The following is an 18626-nucleotide window of genomic DNA, read 5'->3' on the forward strand; positions in this document are numbered from 1 at the left end:
TGAATGACTTTTGGTTACTACAGCAAGCTTCAGAAATAATCAATGTGAGATCTAAATCCAATTTATAACCTCCTACAAAAATGATTCACAAATTGTCGGGTGTCAAAACGCTTAGTTTGCTAGTATGAGTGAGAAGGGGTGTGATGATCATTAAATTACATCATTTAAATTTAACGGTTACGGATGTTGCAGCTTCTCGCGCATTTTTAGAAAAGTATTTCGGTATGCAGTGTGTTAGTAGTAGAGGGAATGGATTTGTGGCTATGTTTGATGATGACCATTTTGTTTTGACTCTGATGAAAGGGACTAACGTTCAATATCCAGCGACTTTTCATATTGGCTTTCCTCAAGAAAACGAAGACCAAGTAAACATGATCTATCAACGCTTGAAGGAAGACGGTTTCGAAGTGGAGCCTCCGCAATATTCACATGGATACACATTCTATGTTGAGGCACCTGGGGGATTCACAGTTGAAGTTTTGTGCTAATAAAAATTTGACGATCACGAAGCAAGGCACTCATTTGTGAGTGTCTTTTTTTGCTTGTTTCATATAGTTAAAGCTACACAATGATCAATATAAAACCTATTAGCAAGTATTCCCCTACCTAAACATATAGATTTAGATAAAGATTCCATCTGATGATTCTAAAAAGGAGAAGTTTGTCTCTGTCATGTTCTTAAGGATCAAAATGAAATGGGGGATGATATGATACAAGTAGCAGGAAGACCATTTTCACAAGAGAATGCAGTAGACTTGGGAAGCGTGGGGCATGTAATCCTTCAACAAATGCTTGAATCACCTGAATTATTTGCCTACCCTTCGATGAATGAGCTTCACTTTGAACTGAACATGCGAATACACATTTTAGATAGTGCAAAAGAGATGAATGCGAGTCAGGTCACGTTTACGACCTTTGAACATGCTCAATGTAATCCAGCATACTGGACTTTGACGTATGCTGGAGGCTTTTTATTAAGGAATGATGTGCAGCCATCTGAGGCTATTCTAGACATTTATCGGAACAGCTCCCTTTATGCATTTGAATGCGCGACGGCGATTATCATTATTTATTATCAGGCCATTTTAAAAAGCATCGGGAGCCGACGGTTTAATTCTATTTTTCAAAACCTGTATTTATATAGCTGGCATACAGACCCTAGCTTAGAATTAAACTCTGTTTACTCTTCAACTCGTTTTTTGCCAGGAGATGTTGTGTATTTTAATAATCCTGATTTCCATCCGCATACACCATGGTATCGAGGTGAAAATGCGGTTGTGATGAGTGATGGAACGTTCTTCGGTCATGGTTTCGGGATCATGACTGCCGAAGAGATGATCCAATTTTTAAATGAACAAAGATCTCCAGGAAGTATGCAATCGGCTTATTTAGCCACTTTACTAACAAGAATTTCTCCTGAAACGATGCATATGCTGTTGCATTTACATCGTGGTTCCATCTTCTATCAACCAACTAAAAAGATCGTTCACCATAACCTTTGTTCAATCTCCTGTATCGATTATCAGTATTTTCTAAATGGTCACCAAATCTAATGGGATTGTAAAACTTGTGACATTCACCCATTTATTTGGTTGACAGGTTCACTTTCTGACTAGGTGAGTATACTGTAGTGTAAATCAACTAACCGAAAAGGAAGTGTTTAATATGTATGATTACGCAAATATGCCCCCTAATATGATGGCAGGAGCTAATGTCCCGCCAAATGTCCCACCGACTATGGTTGCTGGAGCAATGGATGCACCTTATGGAGCCCCTTCATATGGCTATGACTACGCCGCCCCTTCATATGGCTATGCAGCACCTGCTCAAAAGAGTGGCTTCGTATTGATTGTTGTATTGTTTATTTTGTTAATTATTGTAGGAAGTAGCTTTCCTAAATGCTAATCTAGGAACATGAAGGGTGATACTCGGTCATTTGTAAAATCGAGTCCCGCACCCTCCCTATCCGTCACTTATCGAATTCGATAAGTGACGGGTATTTCTCTTTGTAAGAAAGCTCACACTAGGTAGGTATTAGAAGGCCACTGTAAAAGGTTGATTTTTAACTTTATCATTGCTCTTTAAAAGGAAAAGAAGGTGTGTATGGTTGAATGGGAAACTAGTACGAATGATGATCTTTCTTGGGGGTTTACCACTTGTAGGCTTCATCTTATTAACCTATTGTGTTGTACAAGGGATAACGATTTCATTAGATGAGAGGATCATGTCATATATTCGCTCTTCTGAACACCCTGTTGTTACAAAAGGAATGATGGCACTTAGCTTTATCGGTAACACATGGCCAGTCGTGATCATCTCACTATCGGTGCTTCTTGTTATTTATAAATTATACAGAAAACGTGATGAGGTGATCTTGTTTGTTATCGTCTCACTTGGATCAATGGGATTAAATTTGCTGTTAAAGTATATATTTAAGCGTGAAAGACCATTCATCGACCCACTCATTATAGAGACAGGCTACAGTTATCCGAGTGGACATTCAATGGCTGCATTGACGCTATATGGGGCTATTACCTTTTTAGTTTGGCGGCATATTTCAAATTCAATGGGAAGAGCATGCTTGGTTGTATTTAGCGTGGTGATGATTATAGCTATGGGAGTTAGTAGAATCTATCTCGGTGTCCATTATCCGAGTGATGTGTTAGGCGCTTATTTAGTAAGTGGGACTTGGCTCTTCTTAACGATTTCGGTGTATCAATATCGTAAAGATCGACAGACTTCTTATTAAATGAAATCATAACAAGGATTCCCCTCATTTTTGTCGAAATATAGTACAAGTCATACTTGAAAACGATTACTTAAAGGTTTTCAAAGGAAATGAGGGATCATTAATGGGAAAAGGAACAACATGGTCGTCTGAGAAGAGCACGTTTACAGATCCAATGACGGGAGCCTCCATTACGCAATGGACGGACTACCTTGCGCATAGCTATCATTTGTACTTCACGAATGATGGTTGGTATGATGACGGAGCAAAATTATTAGTTTGTTCCGAACGGGGGAATGCGGTTAATTTATATAGCCTGGATACAACAAGTGGACAATTAACACAACTGACGGACTTAGATAAAAAGGTTCCAAAAGGTATACAAGGAACGTATATAAATCCACAGAAAAATGAGGCGTACTTTACATACGGAAAATCGATTGTTTTGATTCATCTTGAGACGTATGAAGAGACAGTTATTTACACAAAACCAGATGGGTATCATTTTAGTAATATTAGCTGTACGGCGGACGGTCAAGCGCTTTGCTTTGGACTTTCTGAGGATTTATCGCAATCGATTAGCACGAATTTATCAGGGGGCTATGTTGGCTTTGAGGAGACAGAAGCGGCACGACCTCATTGTCAAATTTACTTGCTGACGCTTGCAACGGGAGAAGCTAGAGTGATTCATGAAGAAAAACGTTGGATCGGACATGTGAATGCGTCACCGACACAATCGCATATAATTAGCTTTTGTCATGAAGGTCCATGGGAGAAGGTCGACCATCGTATATGGGCAATGAATGTTGAGACAGGTGAAGTTTGGAAAATAAGAGAAGGAGAGCCGAACCAGTATGCCGGTCATGAGTATTGGCATGCAGATGGAATTCATATTGGCTATCATGGCTTTACTGACTCGCTTGATCGTAAGGATGGCAAATTTCTAGGTTATGCGAAATATGATAATAGCACGTCAGAGGAGTTTGAATTTCCATACCAGAATATGCACATCCATTCCAATGGCGCTACTCTTATTGTAGGAGATGGGCAACAAGCGAGCGCTTATCACGGTGAAAGGTATCAGGATTGTATTTTCTTATGGAGGAAAACCGCTTTTGGCATGGAAGGACCGCGTGTCTTATGTAAGCATCGCGGAAGCTTTCAAGTTCAGCAGGTTCATGTCCACCCTCGGTTGACCTCTGATGGATCGAAAGTACTGTTTACGAGTGACCGTACGGGATACGGCAATGTATATGTTGTTGATGTTCCTGAGTTTGAGAGCTTGCCGAAAGTAATGGATGGAAAGCTAGTGAAGGATTAGTGTTTACCATTTGCTTGATAAAAGGTGCTTACCGTGCCTTTATCAAGCTTTTTTGATTTGAAGGACTACTATTCAATCTTAACCTATGTTAATGCACTCAATCATGATCCTTTTAAAATAGTAGTAAATCCTACAAGGGGGAATCGTCTATGAAGGTTCTACTACCACCTCATTTATTTCTCATTTGTTGTCTTGGTATGGTGCTGTTAAGAATGTATTACCCATATTATTTATGGATTTCGATGCCTTATAATCTAACGGGAGTGGTTCTTGTGGTGGCAGGCTTAGCCGTATCTACATGGGGTTCGAATACATTTCGCCAACATCGGACTAACATTCATACATTCCAAAAGCCAGATCAATTAGTGATGGAAGGCTTGTTCAAATATAGTAGAAACCCAATGTATGTAGGCTTTTTGATTGCGTTAGTAGGCTTGCTTGTCGTATTGGGTGAGGCTTCTCCCGCTATGTTTGTTTTATTGTTTCTAATTGTGACAGACCGATGGTATATTAAGCATGAGGAGAATGCGTTAAACGAAACGTTTGGAGCGGAATATGAGAGGTATAAGGCTTCGACTAGAAGGTGGATTTAATATAGAATCAGCTAAGTGAATAGTGTCGCTTTAAAATAAAGTTTAATCAACGAAGAACAAGAAAAACCACCGGGAATAGGTTGGCTGCCTTAGAGTCCGGTGGTTTTTTAGTCGGTTGTTTGAAATTCTTGCCGTGGTTGCCCACCGGCCTGTTGCACGAAGCTTTTGAACACGTGCGCTGGTATAATGAATACCAACATCCATAGTTATGTTAGTCTTTGAGAGTAACTGTTGATTATGCCCAAGTTGTAATCGTTTCAACCGGCAGGCGGTAGGAAGGATAGCCCTCTTTGGCTGCTTTCCCTATTGAGATCAACATGACCGATTGGAATCGGTCTTTATCAAGGCCAAATGCCTCAGCGATCTGGTCCTTCTCATAACCGGCCATCGGATTAGTGTCATATCCGTGGGCCCGGGCAACAAGCATCAGTTGCATCGAAACGAGACCCGAGTCAATCAGGTTCATGTCACGCAGGTCGGATGCGGGCAGGTTCGCATAATAAGGTTTCGCTTGTTGCAATTGCATATCCATAATGTCCTGTGGCATGTATCCAAGTTCCACTGATTTGCCAAAAATTTCGTCAATATATTCAATGTTGTTTGCATCGTAAAATACCGCAATAACAGCCGAGGAAGTCAGAGCTTGCGTCTGGTTGAATGAGGCTAGCGGTGCAAGTTTTTCTTTGCCTTCAGCGCTGTCGATGACAAGGAAACGCCACGGCTGCATGTTAATGGCAGAAGGAGCGCGGGAGGCTTCCTCCAAAATTTCGGTCATTTCCTCCCGGCTGATTTTCACTTCAGGATCGTAGACCTTAACGGAACGACGCTCCAAGACGATTTCATTGAAATCGTTTGTTTCATGGAATTTTTTAGTAAATATACTCATGTAATTTTCTCTCCTTCATCTATTGGTTTCAAAATTGTACTGCATGCGTTCGAGGCATCATATTAACTCCTTTTTAATATTTGTGAGGTCTCACTATGAGAATTGTAAACTATGAAGTATACTTCATAGCAAGAATAAAAACGAGGTGATTAATATGAAAATTAGTGAAGTAGCAAAGCTTGTTGACCTTCCCATATCAACTATCCGTTACTATGAGAAAATAGGCATTATCACTGATGATTATATACTGAGAGAACAGAATAATTATCGGAATTATTCTTCAGAAATTATTCATTATCTAGCTGTTGTTAAAAATTGTTTAGCTGTTGGTTTTTCTATTAATGATATAAAATCTATGATCTCAAAAAATGGAATGTCAAAAGATGAACAAACACGCATTATTAAAGAAAAAATAGTAGAAATAGAAGACGCTCAAAAAAAATTAGAGGAATCTAAACAAAATCTTTACGGTATTCTAGAATTGGATATTACGTGTGAGGATGGGTTCGGAAAATATTAATTTATGAAATAAGTGGAACCGTATTGGAGGTTATAGAACTACTTAACTGAATGCACATAAACCTATATCAATCTGATGCGTAAACAACGCTATTAGTCGGTCTACAATACATTAATCGTTCTGATGAGGAACGTTTGGTCAATCATACAGCGGCAGTCTAGGACTTTATTTTCTTGTCCAGGGCTTACGCTGTTTTTATTGTTTGGCCATTCTACTATTTATTACGGGAACTGACGGAATAGTCCCATAGAGAGCAGCATGATCCGAACAACTAAGCAATTAGCTTTACATATTTATATAACTAAATTACTATTTAAATAGTAATTGTTACGATTTGAAAAACGGAGGAGAATTTAAAATGATCAATCGAAAATTATTTTTTTGTGTATGTCTAGCTATCATTCTTTCTGCTTGTTCGACTTCTACTACGAATGATGCTGAATTGGATAGAGAAGGTGAATCAGTAAAATTAATAGATGACTTGGGGACAGAGTTGACATTCCATTTACCACCAGAGAAGGTCGGATGCTTAACTGAAATATGTGTAGATACGTTAAAGCAACTGGGACTTACTCCTGCTGCTGTAGCAGGTGACGGTATTACAGGTGAACCAGAATTTTATGGTGATGAAGCAGCGTCTATTCCGAAGATTGGGGGTTCGTTCTTTGAACCAAATGTGGAAGATATCTTTGTACAAGAGCTTGATCTTGTGATCGGGTTAGGAGGCGTTCACGAGAATATTAGAGAGGCTCTCGGAGATGAGATACCACTGTATATTGTATCACCTGAGACGTATGAGGATTCGATCAAATTTATTATGGAGTTAGGACAGGCTCTTGATAGAGAGACTGAGGCAGAACAGGCTGTTCAGACATTTGAAGCGCATCTGGAAACGCAAATGAATCGTGTAACGGAAAAACGAACCGCATTAATTATGTATGGATCTGATACTAATTTTGGTGTAGATACGCAAACATCTGTTGTCGGCTCTATGATCGCACAAATAGCACATTACCCTTGGACGACCGATCATAGTGATGGGAGTGCGCAGCTATCTTTAGAAGAGATCTTGAAGGAAGATCCAGATGTTTTATTTTTGGAAACTTTTCGTTTCGGGGATGATGCCCCCTATTTATCTGAGCAATTGTCAAGTAATCCTGTTTGGGGAGAGCTAAACGCTGTAAAAACGGATAATGTCTATGAAGTTCGAACGAATATTTGGGCGAATGGACGGGGTCTCGGGTCGTTAACGATTATTTTAAATGAGGCAATGGAACTTATGTATCCAGATTTGGAATCATAAAAAATGAAAAACAAGAAAATCCACAAATCAATTTATATAGGGGCATTCTTGTTTTTATGTATCATCTGTCTATTTATTTTGTCATTGCTAATGGGCGAACCAACGCTAGATTTGGCTACATTAGGTCAGGTTCTAACTAATCAATATGATTTGGAGATTCATCGGATTGTCGTTTGGGAGATTCGGATGCCTCGATCGATTATAGCGATTATGGCTGGGATGATGCTTGCATTAGCTGGGCATATCCTACAAGACACTTTCCAAAATGATCTTGCCACACCTGAATTAATTAGTGTGACGGCAGGATCATCTTTTGTAATGGCCTGTATGACTGTGTTTGGTTTACCAGTGCTATTTACAGTACAGCCATTTCTAGCACTTTTAGGTGGTCTTATTGCAGGAGGGTTCGTTATAGCAAGTGCCAAAAGCACATTCAAGAAAGGAAGTATCATTCTACTTGGTACAGCTGTTTCAGCATTTTTAAATGCACTTATTATCATTATTATTGCTTTAGGGAGAGAAAACCAAATAGGGTTATTGTTTTTTTATTTGGCTGGAAGTTTGTCTGCTCGAAATTGGAGCCATGTATCGCATTTGCTTCCGTGGTTCATTATTTTTGTCCCGTTGGCATTAGGGAGTGCAAGAAGTCTTAATGTTCTTCGCTTAGGAGATGAAGCGGCGGTAGGCAGAGGAGCATCGGTTCTTACAATGAAAATTCTATTGCTTGTAATAAGTGCAGGCTTAACAGCAGTTGTAGTAGCTAATTGTGGTCCTATCGGATTTATTTCTTTAATTACACCACATTTAACAAAACGGTTGCTTCGTACATCAAATGCTGCAATTGTTTTACCAATAACAGCGCTATTAGGTGGATTACTTCTTCTAACAGGGGATTTGTTAATGCGCATATTATTTTATCCAGTTGAGCTACCAGTAGGTTTGTTGACGACTATTATTGGTGGTAGTCTCTTTCTAGTACTCCTTTACAGAAGGAGTGTGAGAACATGAGGCAACTATATCGTTCTAAAGCATGGCTAATTTCCATTTTACTAGTTATCAGTATTTTGACTATTGGAATGGTGACGATGCTTTTTGGAAAAACGTCTATATCGTTAACTGAGTTTTTGTTTATTTTCAAAGGTGATGAAGCTGATCCTGTCGTAGAACGAATCGTCATGCAGCTCCGCCTCCCGCGCTACATTATTGCTGTCCTTGCAGGCTCCATGCTAGGTTTGGCTGGTGTTATTTTGCAAAGTATTACGAAAAATCCACTTGCAGAGCCAAGTATTATCGGGGTGACCAGTGGTAGTGTGCTAGCTGCAGTCTTAGCTATTACAATGGCCCCGTCATACTTAACAACTTCAAGTGTATTACCTGTATTTGCTTGTATCGGTGGTTTAATTGCTACGCTGTTGGTGTTTTATGTAAGTAATAAAGCAGGTAATGGAGACGTACAAATTGCATTAATTGGTGTTTTGATATCCTCCATCCTTCAAGCGACTACGTCCTTTATCCTATTAACAAGACAGGAGGCAATGGGCAGTGTTCTACTTTGGGTTATTGGCTCTTTAAATGGAAGAGTTTGGATTCATGTGTATATTATTCTCCCATTTGCTTTAATCGGGATTACGCTTGGGCTACTATCAGCTAGTTTAACGAACGGATTAAGGTTAGGTGATACACAAGCTTCTCTTTTAGGCTTGCCTGTTAAGAAAACACGTCTATTATTACTCGGACTCTCAGCTATCCTGACCGCAGGAGCGGTATCAGTAGTAGGAGCTATCGGGTTTATTGGCTTAATAGGGCCACATCTTGCTAAACGCTTTGTTGGAGAGGATGCACGTAAGGCCTTTCCATTAAGCATTTTGATTTCAGCTCTAATACTAGCAGGTTCTGATTTTATTGCTCAGAATTTAATCGTGGCTGTACCAATCCCATCATTTAATCAAGAGGCTCAATTGCCTGCAGGTGCTATAACTGCTTTACTAGGGGCACCATTTTTTCTTTATATTCTGCGCAAACATGTAGTGAAAAGGGGGGGTTGATATGAATTCAGACAAATTGTTAACAAAGGAGCTTTCCTTTTCATATGGAAATAAAGCTATCTTAACGGATATTAATGCCGTAATGAAGGAAGGTGAGATTACCGTTTTACTAGGTATTAATGGAAGCGGAAAGTCAACCCTTTTAAAAACAATAAGTAGATTACTACTTGCTAAGAAAGGATCAATCTATCTTGACGGTCAAGATATTGCCGCTCAATCGAATCGAAACATCGCTAAGAAAATGGCTATGCTCTCGCAAATTAACGAGACACTTGACATGACCGTTTATGAGCTAGTTGAGCAAGGTCGATTTCCGCATGCAGGGGCATTAAAGATGCTTCGTAAGCAGGATCACCAAGCGATCCATAATGCCTTAAAGCGGACGAGCCTTCTACCTCTTCAGCATCAATATTTGAATGAACTGTCAGGTGGGGAGCGCCAACGTGCTTGGTTAGCTCTGGCACTTGCTCAAGAGACAGAAATACTTCTATTAGATGAACCGACTACTTTTATGGATGTGCACCATCAACTAAATATATTGAACCTGATCACTTCACTTAACCGAGAAGAAGGAAAGACGGTTGTAATGGTATTGCATGATATCAATCAGGCGCTAGCGTATGCCGATCGGGTTATTGTCTTAAAGGATGGACGGATTTATAGTAGCGGCCCACCGCTTGAAGTCGTTACACCAGAAATGCTTCGTAACGTTTTTCGAATTAGAGCTAATATCATGACTGATCCAGAATCAAATCATACTGTGTACGTACCTTATTCCGTAATTTAAACTGCAAGGGGCTATAATGAAATAGAAATGATCACTATTGAGGCCACGTAACATTAATACCAATCAACCCCTTTTCCGTCTTAACGGTTAGGGTTTGATTGGTATCACATTCATAGTTTATTTTTTAATAGCTTCAAACGCGAATTTCTGTGTGCTATTTGTTGGTTGCGTACCGTATTCAAAATCTGCTGATATTACCACCTCTGAAAAACCGATGCCTTCCAACACTAGCTTAAATTCTTCGATGCCGTACCAACGTAAAGCAAAACGCTGTAATTCGGATTGAATCTGTTGTCCTTCACGCCATTTCTCATACTTATAATAGGAAACTTTGTATTGATTATAAAAATCAACTTCGACTAGTTTCTCTTCCATTGTAATCATGTCCCCGTTTGGTAAGCTAAAGGCTGATGTTCCTGAAAATTTCCCATCAATCTCAAATTGGTTGGGGAGAAAAAGGTCAAGCATTAATCTTCCACCTGGTAAAAGAAGCTCATAAAGACGGTTCAATACGGCAATGGATTCGTCTCGTTTTTCAATTAATAAGAAGGATCCAGCAGGAATGATAATAGCCTCATATTTATTTGATAAAGAGAATTCTAGTAAATTTGATTCATATAAATTTGGTTTTAATTCTCGATCTTTGCAATGTTGACGGCAAGAAGCCAACATTTCAGGAGAGTAGTCAACCCCATCTACATTAAGACCAGATTCTAAAAGTGGAATAATCACACGTCCTGAACCTACCATTGCTTCAAGGATAGGTCCTTTACAATCTTGAAGTCTCTCACGGTAATATTCTATATCCCCACCTAAAGACTGTCCGACCTTTTTGGTTAAATTGTAAAGCTCCGTGCAAAGTTCACCATAATAACTAAATGACATATCAGTTACCCTCCGTATTTGGTTTTTATTCATGGAAGGGTTCTAGATAAAAGATAAATTGTCCCTCCCATACCTCACTTTTATTTGAATTAATATAGGTTTTTTCCTATTCATAAGAATCACTCGCTTTCTCGTATGATATGGATAACTGTAACATAAAATCAAATTTAGATAATAAAAAGATTGAAAATTCACTCAATATTACGGGCAGGCAGTTTTCATGTAAGATATTTGGTTTTATGAGCATATACCTTTTGTTTTATTGGAATTGGTTGTTTTAATTGATGTATTTTCCTTATGAAACGACATGAATCATAAATAAAAACAGATAAACCTCACTCTCAGTCAAAAATTCATCCAATAACCTCAATCTGAGACAAGACAATTATTCAATAATCATTCACAATTTAAGTAATCACCTACATACATAGCGATGTTGGGCATCGAGAATCGTGAGGATGAGTGAGGAGGGATGTGATTACCCGGTAATGACAGCGCTTTCAAGTTGTTAAAAGTAAAAATAAAAAATTATAGGAGCGATTAGATGAAAAAGCGTAAACAGCTATCGATTTTTATGGTGTTTGTGATAATTTTTTCTTTGTTTTCGACGAGTGGAATTGCGGCAGTAGCTGCTACAAATGAAGAGGAACGTCCTCAATTAAGCTTTGATTTCGGAACAGAGACAAGCTCTGTTGCGGGCGGCTTTACAAAGGTTTCAGATTTGACTAAATATACGAGTGATCAGGGATATGGTTTTGAAGAAGTGAATGAAGGAAACGCTGAAGATCAAGGTGACGATTTACGTAGAGATTTCGTTTTAGCGAGCGGTCACACGTTTATGGTTGATTTACCTAATGGTGATTACGATGTTGTCATTATTACGGGATCGAATTGGGATTTCAATACGACGAGCTATCGAATCCAAGGTGGGGAAGATCAAGGTGGCTACCCTACGAATGGCGGGCATTTTAGGACGTATGAAGATACAGCAACCGTAACGGATGGTCAGCTTACAATTGAGTTTTGGGATGCTTGGGCACGTATTAATGCGATTGAAGTTACGGAGCAAGACTCTGATGAGCCACTTGCGTTTAAGTTCGATCTAGGGACAGAGACAAGCCCTATTGCAGAAGGGTATACCAAAGTATCAGAAACGACGGTCTATGACAGTGATCTTGGATACGGACTTGATAGCGTAGCTGGATCACGTGATCAGGCAAATAATTTAACAAGAGATTTTGTTACAGCTGGTGATAACAGTTTTAAAGCCGATGTTCCGAATGGACATTACAAAGTTCTCATTACAACGGGGGCTGAATGGGATGAGAATACGACAAGCTATTCTATTCAAGATAGTGAGGTAAAAGGTGGAGAAGTAACGGCTCCAAGACAATATATCACGTATGATGATAATGTTGAGGTGACGGATGGTCAATTAGTCATTCAATTCTTTGATGATTCACGTATTAATGCAGTAGAAATCATTCCTATTTTAATGATTACGAGCTTAGAGGTATCTGAGGTAGTTCTTGGACAAGACTCTTACGTTCATTTAACGTGGGATAGCATGGAAGAAGCACATTCATATGAAGTGTTTCGAAGAGCAGAGGGACAGGACCGTTTTACATCAATTGGTGAAACATCTGAATCAAGCTTCAAAGACGAGGCACCAGAGCTCGGCTATACGTACACATATGTGGTTACACCTAAAACGGATTTAAATGTTGATACGGAGCCGAGTAATGAAGTAACGGTGACGATGGTCGATGAAGACGTTTCTGCACCTAATCGTCCACAAGGTCTAGAGCTTGGCGAAGTGGTGGAAGAGGAAAAGGTGACGTTCTCATGGGATGAAGTAGATGAGGCAGAACGTTATTATGTCTATCGAACGCGCTTTCAACAAGATCAGATTCCTCATGTAGAAGATTCATATGAGTTAATTGGTATGACGAGTGAGCTAGCGTTTACGGATGAGGATATTTATTCAACGAATCCATATTACTATGCTGTAAAGGCTGTAAATGCTGGTGGAATTTCGGAATCATCAGAAATGATTGTCGCGCAAGAAAGGGAAACACAATCGCGAGAAACACCTGATTATGATTCGTATGATGCTCAAGTTTTCCAAACTGATGATGGTTGGGAAGCGGTTAATGGGGAAGAAGTTGTCTATTCTGGAGATAACATGTATGAAGCGATGCAGGCGGCGGTCGATAGCTTAACGTCTGAACGTACGACGCAAGAGAAGGTTGTTGTTCATGGTTCTGGTACGATTCAAGGTGATCAGTCGGTTGAACTACCGAGTCATACGTTGTTTGAAGTAAATGGAACGATTCATGTAGAAGGGACAGGTGACGGTTTCAGTTATGGATATCAAGATGCGGCAGTACGTGTCATGCACGCTGAGAATGTATCGATTCCCAAACTGAGTGTAACAGGTACTCCGAACTTTGGTATTTTCGTTCGTACATCTGAAAATGTTCACCTAGGTGATATTGACTTACGTCTAGATGGTGGTTTGGGTATCCGAATTGATAGTCGTGATGATGATAGTGTGTATGGCGTTCGTGATGTTCAAATTGATAACGTTTACGTATCTGGAACGAGCGATCATGGTGTGGAAACGTATGGAGTTGATGGCATTAAGATTGGTGTCGTGACAGCAGTTGATACCGGATATGCTGGCGTGCTATTAAATGACACAATAAATGCTGAGGTGGATACGGTCTATGGATTTGGCGCAGGAACAGGTACGGGGTATGCAGCGTTCCGGATGGCCAATCGAAATGGGAATATTGATGATGAGTATTCGAAAAATGTTTTTGTTAATGAAGTCGTTGCTCGTGGAGGCGGTAGAGGTATTTTCAGTGTGTCCCGAAGTGGTGGAGCTGTCATTGAGCGCGTTGATATTAAGAACACAGGGAATAACGCAATGCTAATTGAAAACAGCTTTAGTATTACGATTAACGGCGGGATTGTTGAAGGATCTAGTGGCATTCGGATTGCAGCACGTGCAGATATGCCGAATACAAGAGATATTCTGATGCAAGATTTAACGATGCGTGATTCTTCTATTCTTGAAAGTCCATGTGGTGAGGACGTCTTCTTTAGAAATATTACGTTGGAGAATAGTACGATGGAAGTTTGTCAAGAAGATGAAGGCCCAGGAGATGGCGAAGGCCCAGGAGATGGCGAAGGCCCAGGAGATGGTGAAGGCCCAGGAGATGGCGAAGGCCCAGGAGATGGCGAAGGCCCAGGAGATGGTGAAGGCCCAGGAGATGGCGAAGGCCCAGGAGATGGCGAAGGCCCAGGAGATGGTGAAGGCCCAGGAGATGGTGAAGGTCCAGGAGATGGTGAAGGCCCAGGAGATGGTGAAGGCCCAGGAGATGGTGAAGGTCCAGGAGATGGTGAAGGCCCAGGAGATGGTGAAGGCCCAGGAGACGGCGAAGGCCCAGGAGATGGTGAAGGTCCCGGGGATGGCGACGGAACCGGCAAAGGTGCTAGTGATGGCGATGCATTACCACAAACAGCTACTTCTATGTTTAATTACTTATTAATGGGGATTTTCTTGCTTGTATTTGGAGGTATTCTCTTTATCGGCTATCGTAGACAACATTCGGTTAAGTCACGTTAATTTTTATTAGAATAAGCAAATAACAATCTGGATGATCCATGTTTCACTAGTGTTTTGCATAGTGAAACATGGATTTTTTAATAGAAGCAAAATTAGGAGATAAGCATGAAGGTGTAAATGTATTAGGCTGTAGTATCGGCGTTGAGCGTTTTTCCTTTACCAAATGGAACGTCATTCCGTTAAATGGAAGAAATACGCCGTTTATTCGTTCGAAGTGGAACGTCATTCCGCTAATACACCCAAAATAGAGAAATGCGAAGCGACAATGGTTAAATAGAGGATTGAGGATCCGGAAGGGAAGGCAAAAAAGGTTGTATCAAGAAAATAACGGAATGACGTTCCGTCGAGAATGTTGAATGTGACCGCACGGATGGCGCTGTTCTGTGTACACCACTTTGGTCTATGTAACGACGCAAATCAGAAAAGGCTGCTACACAGTTTATTCCTATTCTTGATAAACATAGCGAACGATGTAAAATGAAAGTAAGCTACATGATGTACGATAACCAATCAATTATTAAATTTTTTCAACATTTTAAGATAATTAGTTGTGGTATTATGAGGAGCCGTATAGGAGTTCAGTTATTATTGTCTAGAGATACTGAAGCAGAGAGGAGAGGGCATCATGGAACATCCGATAAAGGTCGCTATAGTTGATGATCAAGCGCTTATTAGAGAAGGATTAGCTACGATGATTGACCTTAGAGAGAGGTTTCAAGTCGTCATACAAGCAAAGAATGGGGTCCATCTATTAGACATGATCCATATAGAGAAGATTGATTTAATTTTGTTAGATATTCAAATGCCAGAAATGAATGGACTTGAGACATTGAAGGAGCTAAAGAAAATGGAATGTATGGCTCCTGTCATTATGCTAACAACATTTGTCGATGATCAGTACATATTAGAAGCCATGCGGTTAGGCGCAGCTGGGTATGTCTTAAAGGATATTGAAATCGACGAGCTTATTTTATCAATGGAAAGAGTGTTAAATGGCCATATGGTATTCCCTCAATCGGTTCAAATGAAATTGATGGAGCAATTAAGCAATCAGCATAAGATGAGCGTTAGAATAAAAGAACAATTACAAGAACATGGTATATATATAAATGAGAGAGAAGAAGAAATGTTGCATTTAATGGCATTAGGATATTCCAATCAACGTATGGCAGAAGAAATTTATTTATCAATAGGTACAATCAAAAATTACAGCAGTAAGCTTTATGAGAAATTAGGTGTGAAGAATCGTACCGAGCTAGTATCATATTTGCATCAGCTTTTAAACATTTGATGATCTACTAAAAATGAAGTGGAACTCTATGACAACACGATAACCACAAATAAACATTTTAATTTTTTAAATAATAGTGATACACTAGGGTATAAGTGTATATTTGATCCAGAAATGATGTGGGATTAGGTCGCTCCCTGGCTTGTAGGAACTCCTTACATCCTTTCTGTAAATCTTAGGGGATAAGGAAGGTAAAAATGAGCAACAGACAAACGAAGACAGATGTTATCTTAATCGGTGCTGGAATTATGAGTGCAACTTTGGGGTCACTGTTGAAAGAGTTAGCTCCAGATTGGGAGATTACAGTGTTTGAGAGGCTCGAAAGCGCAGGAGAGGAAAGCTCTAACGAATGGAACAATGCAGGCACAGGGCATTCTTCATTATGTGAGCTTAACTATACCGCGGAAAAACAAGATGGTTCCGTAGAGATTAGTAAAGCGGTTAAAGTAAATGAAGAGTTTCAAGTTTCGAAGCAGTTTTGGTCTTATCTTGTTAAGAGTAATCTCATTCAAAATCCGCGAGACTTTATTATGCAGCTGCCTCATATGAGCTTTGTTCAAGGGGAACGAAATGTATTGTTTTTAAAAAGGCGATTTGAAGCGTTATCAAACCATCCACTCTTTGAAGGGATGGAGTTTTCTGATGATCCCGAGCAGCTGAAAGAATGGATTCCACTTATGATGAAAGATCGTAAAGTGGATCAACCAATGGCGGCGACAAAAATTGAAACTGGAACCGATGTGAATTTCGGTTCGTTAACGCGTAAGTTATTTAACCATTTAGAAAGTGAAAACGTTCAAATAAACTATAAACACAGTGTTGATGATATAAAACGTACAGATGACGGTGCTTGGGAACTAAAGGTACGTAACCTGGATACAGGTGTGAGTGAACGTCGTACAGCTAAATTCGTCTTTATCGGAGCTGGTGGAGGAAGCTTACATTTGTTGCAAAAATCAGGTATTCCTGAAGGGAAAGGAATCGGTGGATTTCCTGTAAGCGGATTATTTTTAGTGTGTAAGAAGCCAGAAATTGTTGAAAAGCATTATGCGAAGGTATATGGTAAAGCGCCAGTCGGGGCACCACCAATGTCTGTCCCTCACCTTGATACAAGACTGATTGACAAGAAAGAATCGTTGTTCTTTGGGCCGTTTGCTGGTTTTTCGCCGAAGTTTTTAAAGACAGGCTCTTTGTTTGACCTATTTATGTCGATTAAAATGAATAATGTATCGACGATGACATCGGCAGGACTGAAAAATTTTGCATTGACGAAATATTTAATTAATCAAGTGATGCTGTCAAAAGAGCAACGTATGGAAGCGTTACGTGAATTTATTCCACATGCTAAGAGCGAGGATTGGGAGCTGCTAGTAGCCGGTCAACGTGTACAGGTGATTAAGAATACGGATGCTGGAAAAGGGACATTGCAATTTGGTACGGAAGTGATTCATGCTGCTGACGGTTCAATTGCGGCCTTACTAGGTGCTTCTCCAGGTGCCTCAACTGCTGTTTCCGTTATGCTGGAGGTCATTGAGAAATGCTTTCCACAACAAATTAAAGAATGGGAGCCGAAACTAAAAGAAATGATCCCTTCATATGGAGGAACGTTAAGTGAACGTGCAGACCTGATTCGTGACCTTCGTGATTCTGCAGCTGAGACACTTGAACTAGTGAATAAAGAGGAAGATGCTGATGAAGAAAGACGCATCCTACAGGAAGTATAAGCTGTTGATTGGGAAGGGCACAGAAAAAGTTTGGTTTCCAACTTTTTTGTGCCCTTTAAGCAATGAGCGAAACCGTTGCCTGTTTTGAAAAGATTGATACGAGTGGGTTTCTCGTGTCAATCGAGCAACGAGTGAAGCCATTGCTCTTCCTTCAAAGGTACTGAAAAAGTTAATTTGTCCTTTTTCAGTGGCCTCAATAAAAACGTTTGGGAGTCGTTTGAAAAGAGCCCATTTTTCATTCAGCTAGCCTCTATTGAATAGTCGCTGGTTCCAAGTAAATGGAGAAGGATGTGTCAATGAGTCTATTTGACACATCTTCAATGTTATCGTGATTATTCATAAATTGTTAATTTCTCTTCTACGGGAGTACGAGCTGCACCGGTCGGAGCCTCGTCAAAATAGCCTAAGTGTAAGAAGCCTACAATTTTCTCTCCGGGGTTAACTCCTAGTAATTCTCGTACTTTAGGGTCATATATGTGAGGGTTTGTTTTCCAAACAACGCCTAACTGCTGCTCCCAAGCAAGTAACTGAAAGTTTTGAATGAGGGAGCTAACGGCGCCAAAGTCCTCTTCCCACTGTTTTTGTCTAGGGTCCTCTTGCATAATAACGATAAGAAAGGCAGCTGGTTGTCTGAAATAGTTCTCCCTATTTTTTTGCAGCTCTTTAGGAAAAGTTGTAACTAATTTTTGTACAAAGGATTCTTTGTGCTCTGTTGGTACAAAAATAAATCGCCATGGCTCTCGTAATCCGTGAGTAGGTGCCCAAATGGCGGTGTTTAATAATTGGTGTATTAGTTCTTTCGAGATAGGCTTATCTAAATAATTGGCTTTAATGGAGCGGCGCTCTCTTATCGTTGTTGCAAGGCTTGAAAGGGTCCTCATTGATATCACTCCTCTATTTATAATTGAA

At 39.9% G+C, this 18626-nt stretch carries 18 protein-coding genes; 15 read left to right on the forward strand and 3 right to left on the reverse strand.

Annotated elements, in window-relative coordinates; genetic code table 11:
• Positions 1 to 149 precede the first annotated feature (149 nt).
• The 6 genes from MW695_RS00435 to MW695_RS00460 all read left to right on the forward strand — a co-directional run bounded on the left by MW695_RS00435 (position 150) and on the right by MW695_RS00460 (position 4642).
• The gene (locus MW695_RS00435) at positions 150 to 488 is read left to right on the forward strand and encodes a VOC family protein (protein WP_247103040.1); all 339 of its coding nucleotides are present in this window, start codon (positions 150 to 152) and stop codon (positions 486 to 488) included.
• A 207-nt stretch (positions 489 to 695) separates the two neighbouring features.
• Positions 696 to 1553: a protein-glutamine gamma-glutamyltransferase gene (locus MW695_RS00440; RefSeq protein WP_247101531.1), complete on the forward strand. Its 858-nt coding sequence runs from the start codon at positions 696 to 698 to the stop codon at positions 1551 to 1553.
• A gap of 112 nt (positions 1554 to 1665) precedes the next feature.
• Positions 1666 to 1905, forward strand: a complete 240-nt coding sequence (locus MW695_RS23125; RefSeq protein ID WP_373647006.1) for a YjcZ family sporulation protein — start codon at positions 1666 to 1668, stop codon at positions 1903 to 1905.
• 202 nt (positions 1906 to 2107) lie between these two features.
• A complete protein-coding gene (locus tag MW695_RS00450) occupies positions 2108 to 2749 on the forward strand; it encodes a phosphatase PAP2 family protein (RefSeq protein ID WP_247101534.1) in 642 nt (213 codons plus the stop codon).
• Positions 2750 to 2852: 103 nt separating this feature from the next.
• On the forward strand, positions 2853 to 4049 hold the full coding sequence (locus MW695_RS00455; protein ID WP_247101537.1) for an oligogalacturonate lyase family protein: 1197 nt from the start codon (positions 2853 to 2855) through the stop codon (positions 4047 to 4049).
• Between the two features lie 149 nt (positions 4050 to 4198).
• On the forward strand, positions 4199 to 4642 hold the full coding sequence (locus MW695_RS00460; RefSeq protein WP_247101539.1) for a methyltransferase family protein: 444 nt from the start codon (positions 4199 to 4201) through the stop codon (positions 4640 to 4642).
• 235 nt (positions 4643 to 4877) lie between these two features.
• On the opposite strand, the gene MW695_RS00465 is transcribed toward MW695_RS00460, so the two are convergent.
• Positions 4878 to 5528, reverse strand: a complete 651-nt coding sequence (locus tag MW695_RS00465) for a nitroreductase family protein (RefSeq protein WP_247101542.1) — start codon at positions 5526 to 5528, stop codon at positions 4878 to 4880.
• Positions 5529 to 5682: 154 nt separating this feature from the next.
• Between MW695_RS00465 and MW695_RS00470 the strand changes: the two genes are divergently transcribed.
• The 5 genes from MW695_RS00470 (at position 5683) to MW695_RS00490 (ending at position 10183) form a co-directional block, all read left to right on the forward strand.
• Entirely contained in the window at positions 5683 to 6048 is a 366-nt protein-coding gene (locus MW695_RS00470) for a helix-turn-helix domain-containing protein (protein ID WP_247101546.1), read from the forward strand.
• A gap of 358 nt (positions 6049 to 6406) precedes the next feature.
• Positions 6407 to 7351, forward strand: a complete 945-nt coding sequence (locus MW695_RS00475) for an ABC transporter substrate-binding protein (RefSeq protein ID WP_247101549.1) — start codon at positions 6407 to 6409, stop codon at positions 7349 to 7351.
• 3 nt (positions 7352 to 7354) lie between these two features.
• A complete protein-coding gene (locus tag MW695_RS00480) occupies positions 7355 to 8359 on the forward strand; it encodes a FecCD family ABC transporter permease (RefSeq protein ID WP_260505813.1) in 1005 nt (334 codons plus the stop codon).
• Positions 8356 to 9396 carry a FecCD family ABC transporter permease gene (locus MW695_RS00485; RefSeq protein WP_247101556.1) on the forward strand — a complete coding sequence of 347 codons (1041 nt, stop codon included), beginning with the start codon at positions 8356 to 8358 and terminating at the stop codon, positions 9394 to 9396. The genes MW695_RS00480 and MW695_RS00485 overlap by 4 nt, the downstream gene beginning before the upstream one ends.
• 1 nt (position 9397) lies before the next feature.
• A complete protein-coding gene (locus MW695_RS00490; RefSeq protein ID WP_247101559.1) occupies positions 9398 to 10183 on the forward strand; it encodes an ABC transporter ATP-binding protein in 786 nt (261 codons plus the stop codon).
• Positions 10184 to 10300: 117 nt separating this feature from the next.
• Here MW695_RS00490 and MW695_RS00495 read toward each other — a convergent pair whose 3' ends face one another.
• The gene (locus MW695_RS00495) at positions 10301 to 11068 is read right to left on the reverse strand and encodes a class I SAM-dependent methyltransferase (RefSeq protein ID WP_247101562.1); all 768 of its coding nucleotides are present in this window, start codon (positions 11066 to 11068) and stop codon (positions 10301 to 10303) included.
• Positions 11069 to 11612: 544 nt separating this feature from the next.
• Between MW695_RS00495 and MW695_RS00500 the strand changes: the two genes are divergently transcribed.
• The 4 genes from MW695_RS00500 to MW695_RS00515 all read left to right on the forward strand — a co-directional run bounded on the left by MW695_RS00500 (position 11613) and on the right by MW695_RS00515 (position 17717).
• Positions 11613 to 14702, forward strand: coding sequence for an LPXTG cell wall anchor domain-containing protein (locus tag MW695_RS00500; RefSeq protein ID WP_247101566.1), 3090 nt, complete (start codon positions 11613 to 11615; stop codon positions 14700 to 14702).
• Positions 14703 to 14770: 68 nt separating this feature from the next.
• Complete coding sequence (locus MW695_RS00505) at positions 14771 to 14950, forward strand: hypothetical protein (RefSeq protein WP_247101568.1); 180 nt, start codon at positions 14771 to 14773, stop codon at positions 14948 to 14950.
• Between the two features lie 377 nt (positions 14951 to 15327).
• A complete protein-coding gene (locus MW695_RS00510; RefSeq protein ID WP_247101575.1) occupies positions 15328 to 15993 on the forward strand; it encodes a response regulator transcription factor in 666 nt (221 codons plus the stop codon).
• Positions 15994 to 16190: 197 nt separating this feature from the next.
• On the forward strand, positions 16191 to 17717 hold the full coding sequence (locus tag MW695_RS00515) for a malate:quinone oxidoreductase (protein ID WP_247101578.1): 1527 nt from the start codon (positions 16191 to 16193) through the stop codon (positions 17715 to 17717).
• 332 nt (positions 17718 to 18049) lie between these two features.
• Here the strand turns inward: MW695_RS00515 and MW695_RS00520 are convergent, their stop codons facing one another.
• The gene (locus MW695_RS00520; RefSeq protein WP_247101583.1) at positions 18050 to 18598 is read right to left on the reverse strand and encodes a nitroreductase family protein; all 549 of its coding nucleotides are present in this window, start codon (positions 18596 to 18598) and stop codon (positions 18050 to 18052) included.
• Positions 18599 to 18626 lie beyond the last annotated feature (28 nt).

The sequence above is a fragment of the Halalkalibacter sp. APA_J-10(15) genome, from assembly GCF_023017105.1.
Lineage (GTDB): Bacteria > Bacillota > Bacilli > Bacillales > Bacillaceae_D > Halalkalibacter.

Coding starts and splice junctions, on each gene's coding strand:
- MW695_RS00455 (WP_247101537.1), top strand. CDS start 2,853: ATGGGAAAAGGAACAACATGGTCGTCTGAGAAGAGCACGTTTACAGAT.
- MW695_RS23125 (WP_373647006.1), top strand. CDS start 1,666: ATGTATGATTACGCAAATATGCCCCCTAATATGATGGCAGGAGCTAAT.
- MW695_RS00440 (WP_247101531.1), top strand. CDS start 696: ATGGGGGATGATATGATACAAGTAGCAGGAAGACCATTTTCACAAGAG.
- MW695_RS00460 (WP_247101539.1), top strand. CDS start 4,199: ATGAAGGTTCTACTACCACCTCATTTATTTCTCATTTGTTGTCTTGGT.
- MW695_RS00510 (WP_247101575.1), top strand. CDS start 15,328: ATGGAACATCCGATAAAGGTCGCTATAGTTGATGATCAAGCGCTTATT.
- MW695_RS00495 (WP_247101562.1), bottom strand. CDS start 11,068: ATGTCATTTAGTTATTATGGTGAACTTTGCACGGAGCTTTACAATTTA.
- MW695_RS00465 (WP_247101542.1), bottom strand. CDS start 5,528: ATGAGTATATTTACTAAAAAATTCCATGAAACAAACGATTTCAATGAA.
- MW695_RS00500 (WP_247101566.1), top strand. CDS start 11,613: ATGAAAAAGCGTAAACAGCTATCGATTTTTATGGTGTTTGTGATAATT.
- MW695_RS00520 (WP_247101583.1), bottom strand. CDS start 18,598: ATGAGGACCCTTTCAAGCCTTGCAACAACGATAAGAGAGCGCCGCTCC.
- MW695_RS00485 (WP_247101556.1), top strand. CDS start 8,356: ATGAGGCAACTATATCGTTCTAAAGCATGGCTAATTTCCATTTTACTA.
- MW695_RS00515 (WP_247101578.1), top strand. CDS start 16,191: ATGAGCAACAGACAAACGAAGACAGATGTTATCTTAATCGGTGCTGGA.
- MW695_RS00490 (WP_247101559.1), top strand. CDS start 9,398: ATGAATTCAGACAAATTGTTAACAAAGGAGCTTTCCTTTTCATATGGA.
- MW695_RS00505 (WP_247101568.1), top strand. CDS start 14,771: ATGGATTTTTTAATAGAAGCAAAATTAGGAGATAAGCATGAAGGTGTA.
- MW695_RS00475 (WP_247101549.1), top strand. CDS start 6,407: ATGATCAATCGAAAATTATTTTTTTGTGTATGTCTAGCTATCATTCTT.
- MW695_RS00470 (WP_247101546.1), top strand. CDS start 5,683: ATGAAAATTAGTGAAGTAGCAAAGCTTGTTGACCTTCCCATATCAACT.
- MW695_RS00480 (WP_260505813.1), top strand. CDS start 7,355: ATGAAAAACAAGAAAATCCACAAATCAATTTATATAGGGGCATTCTTG.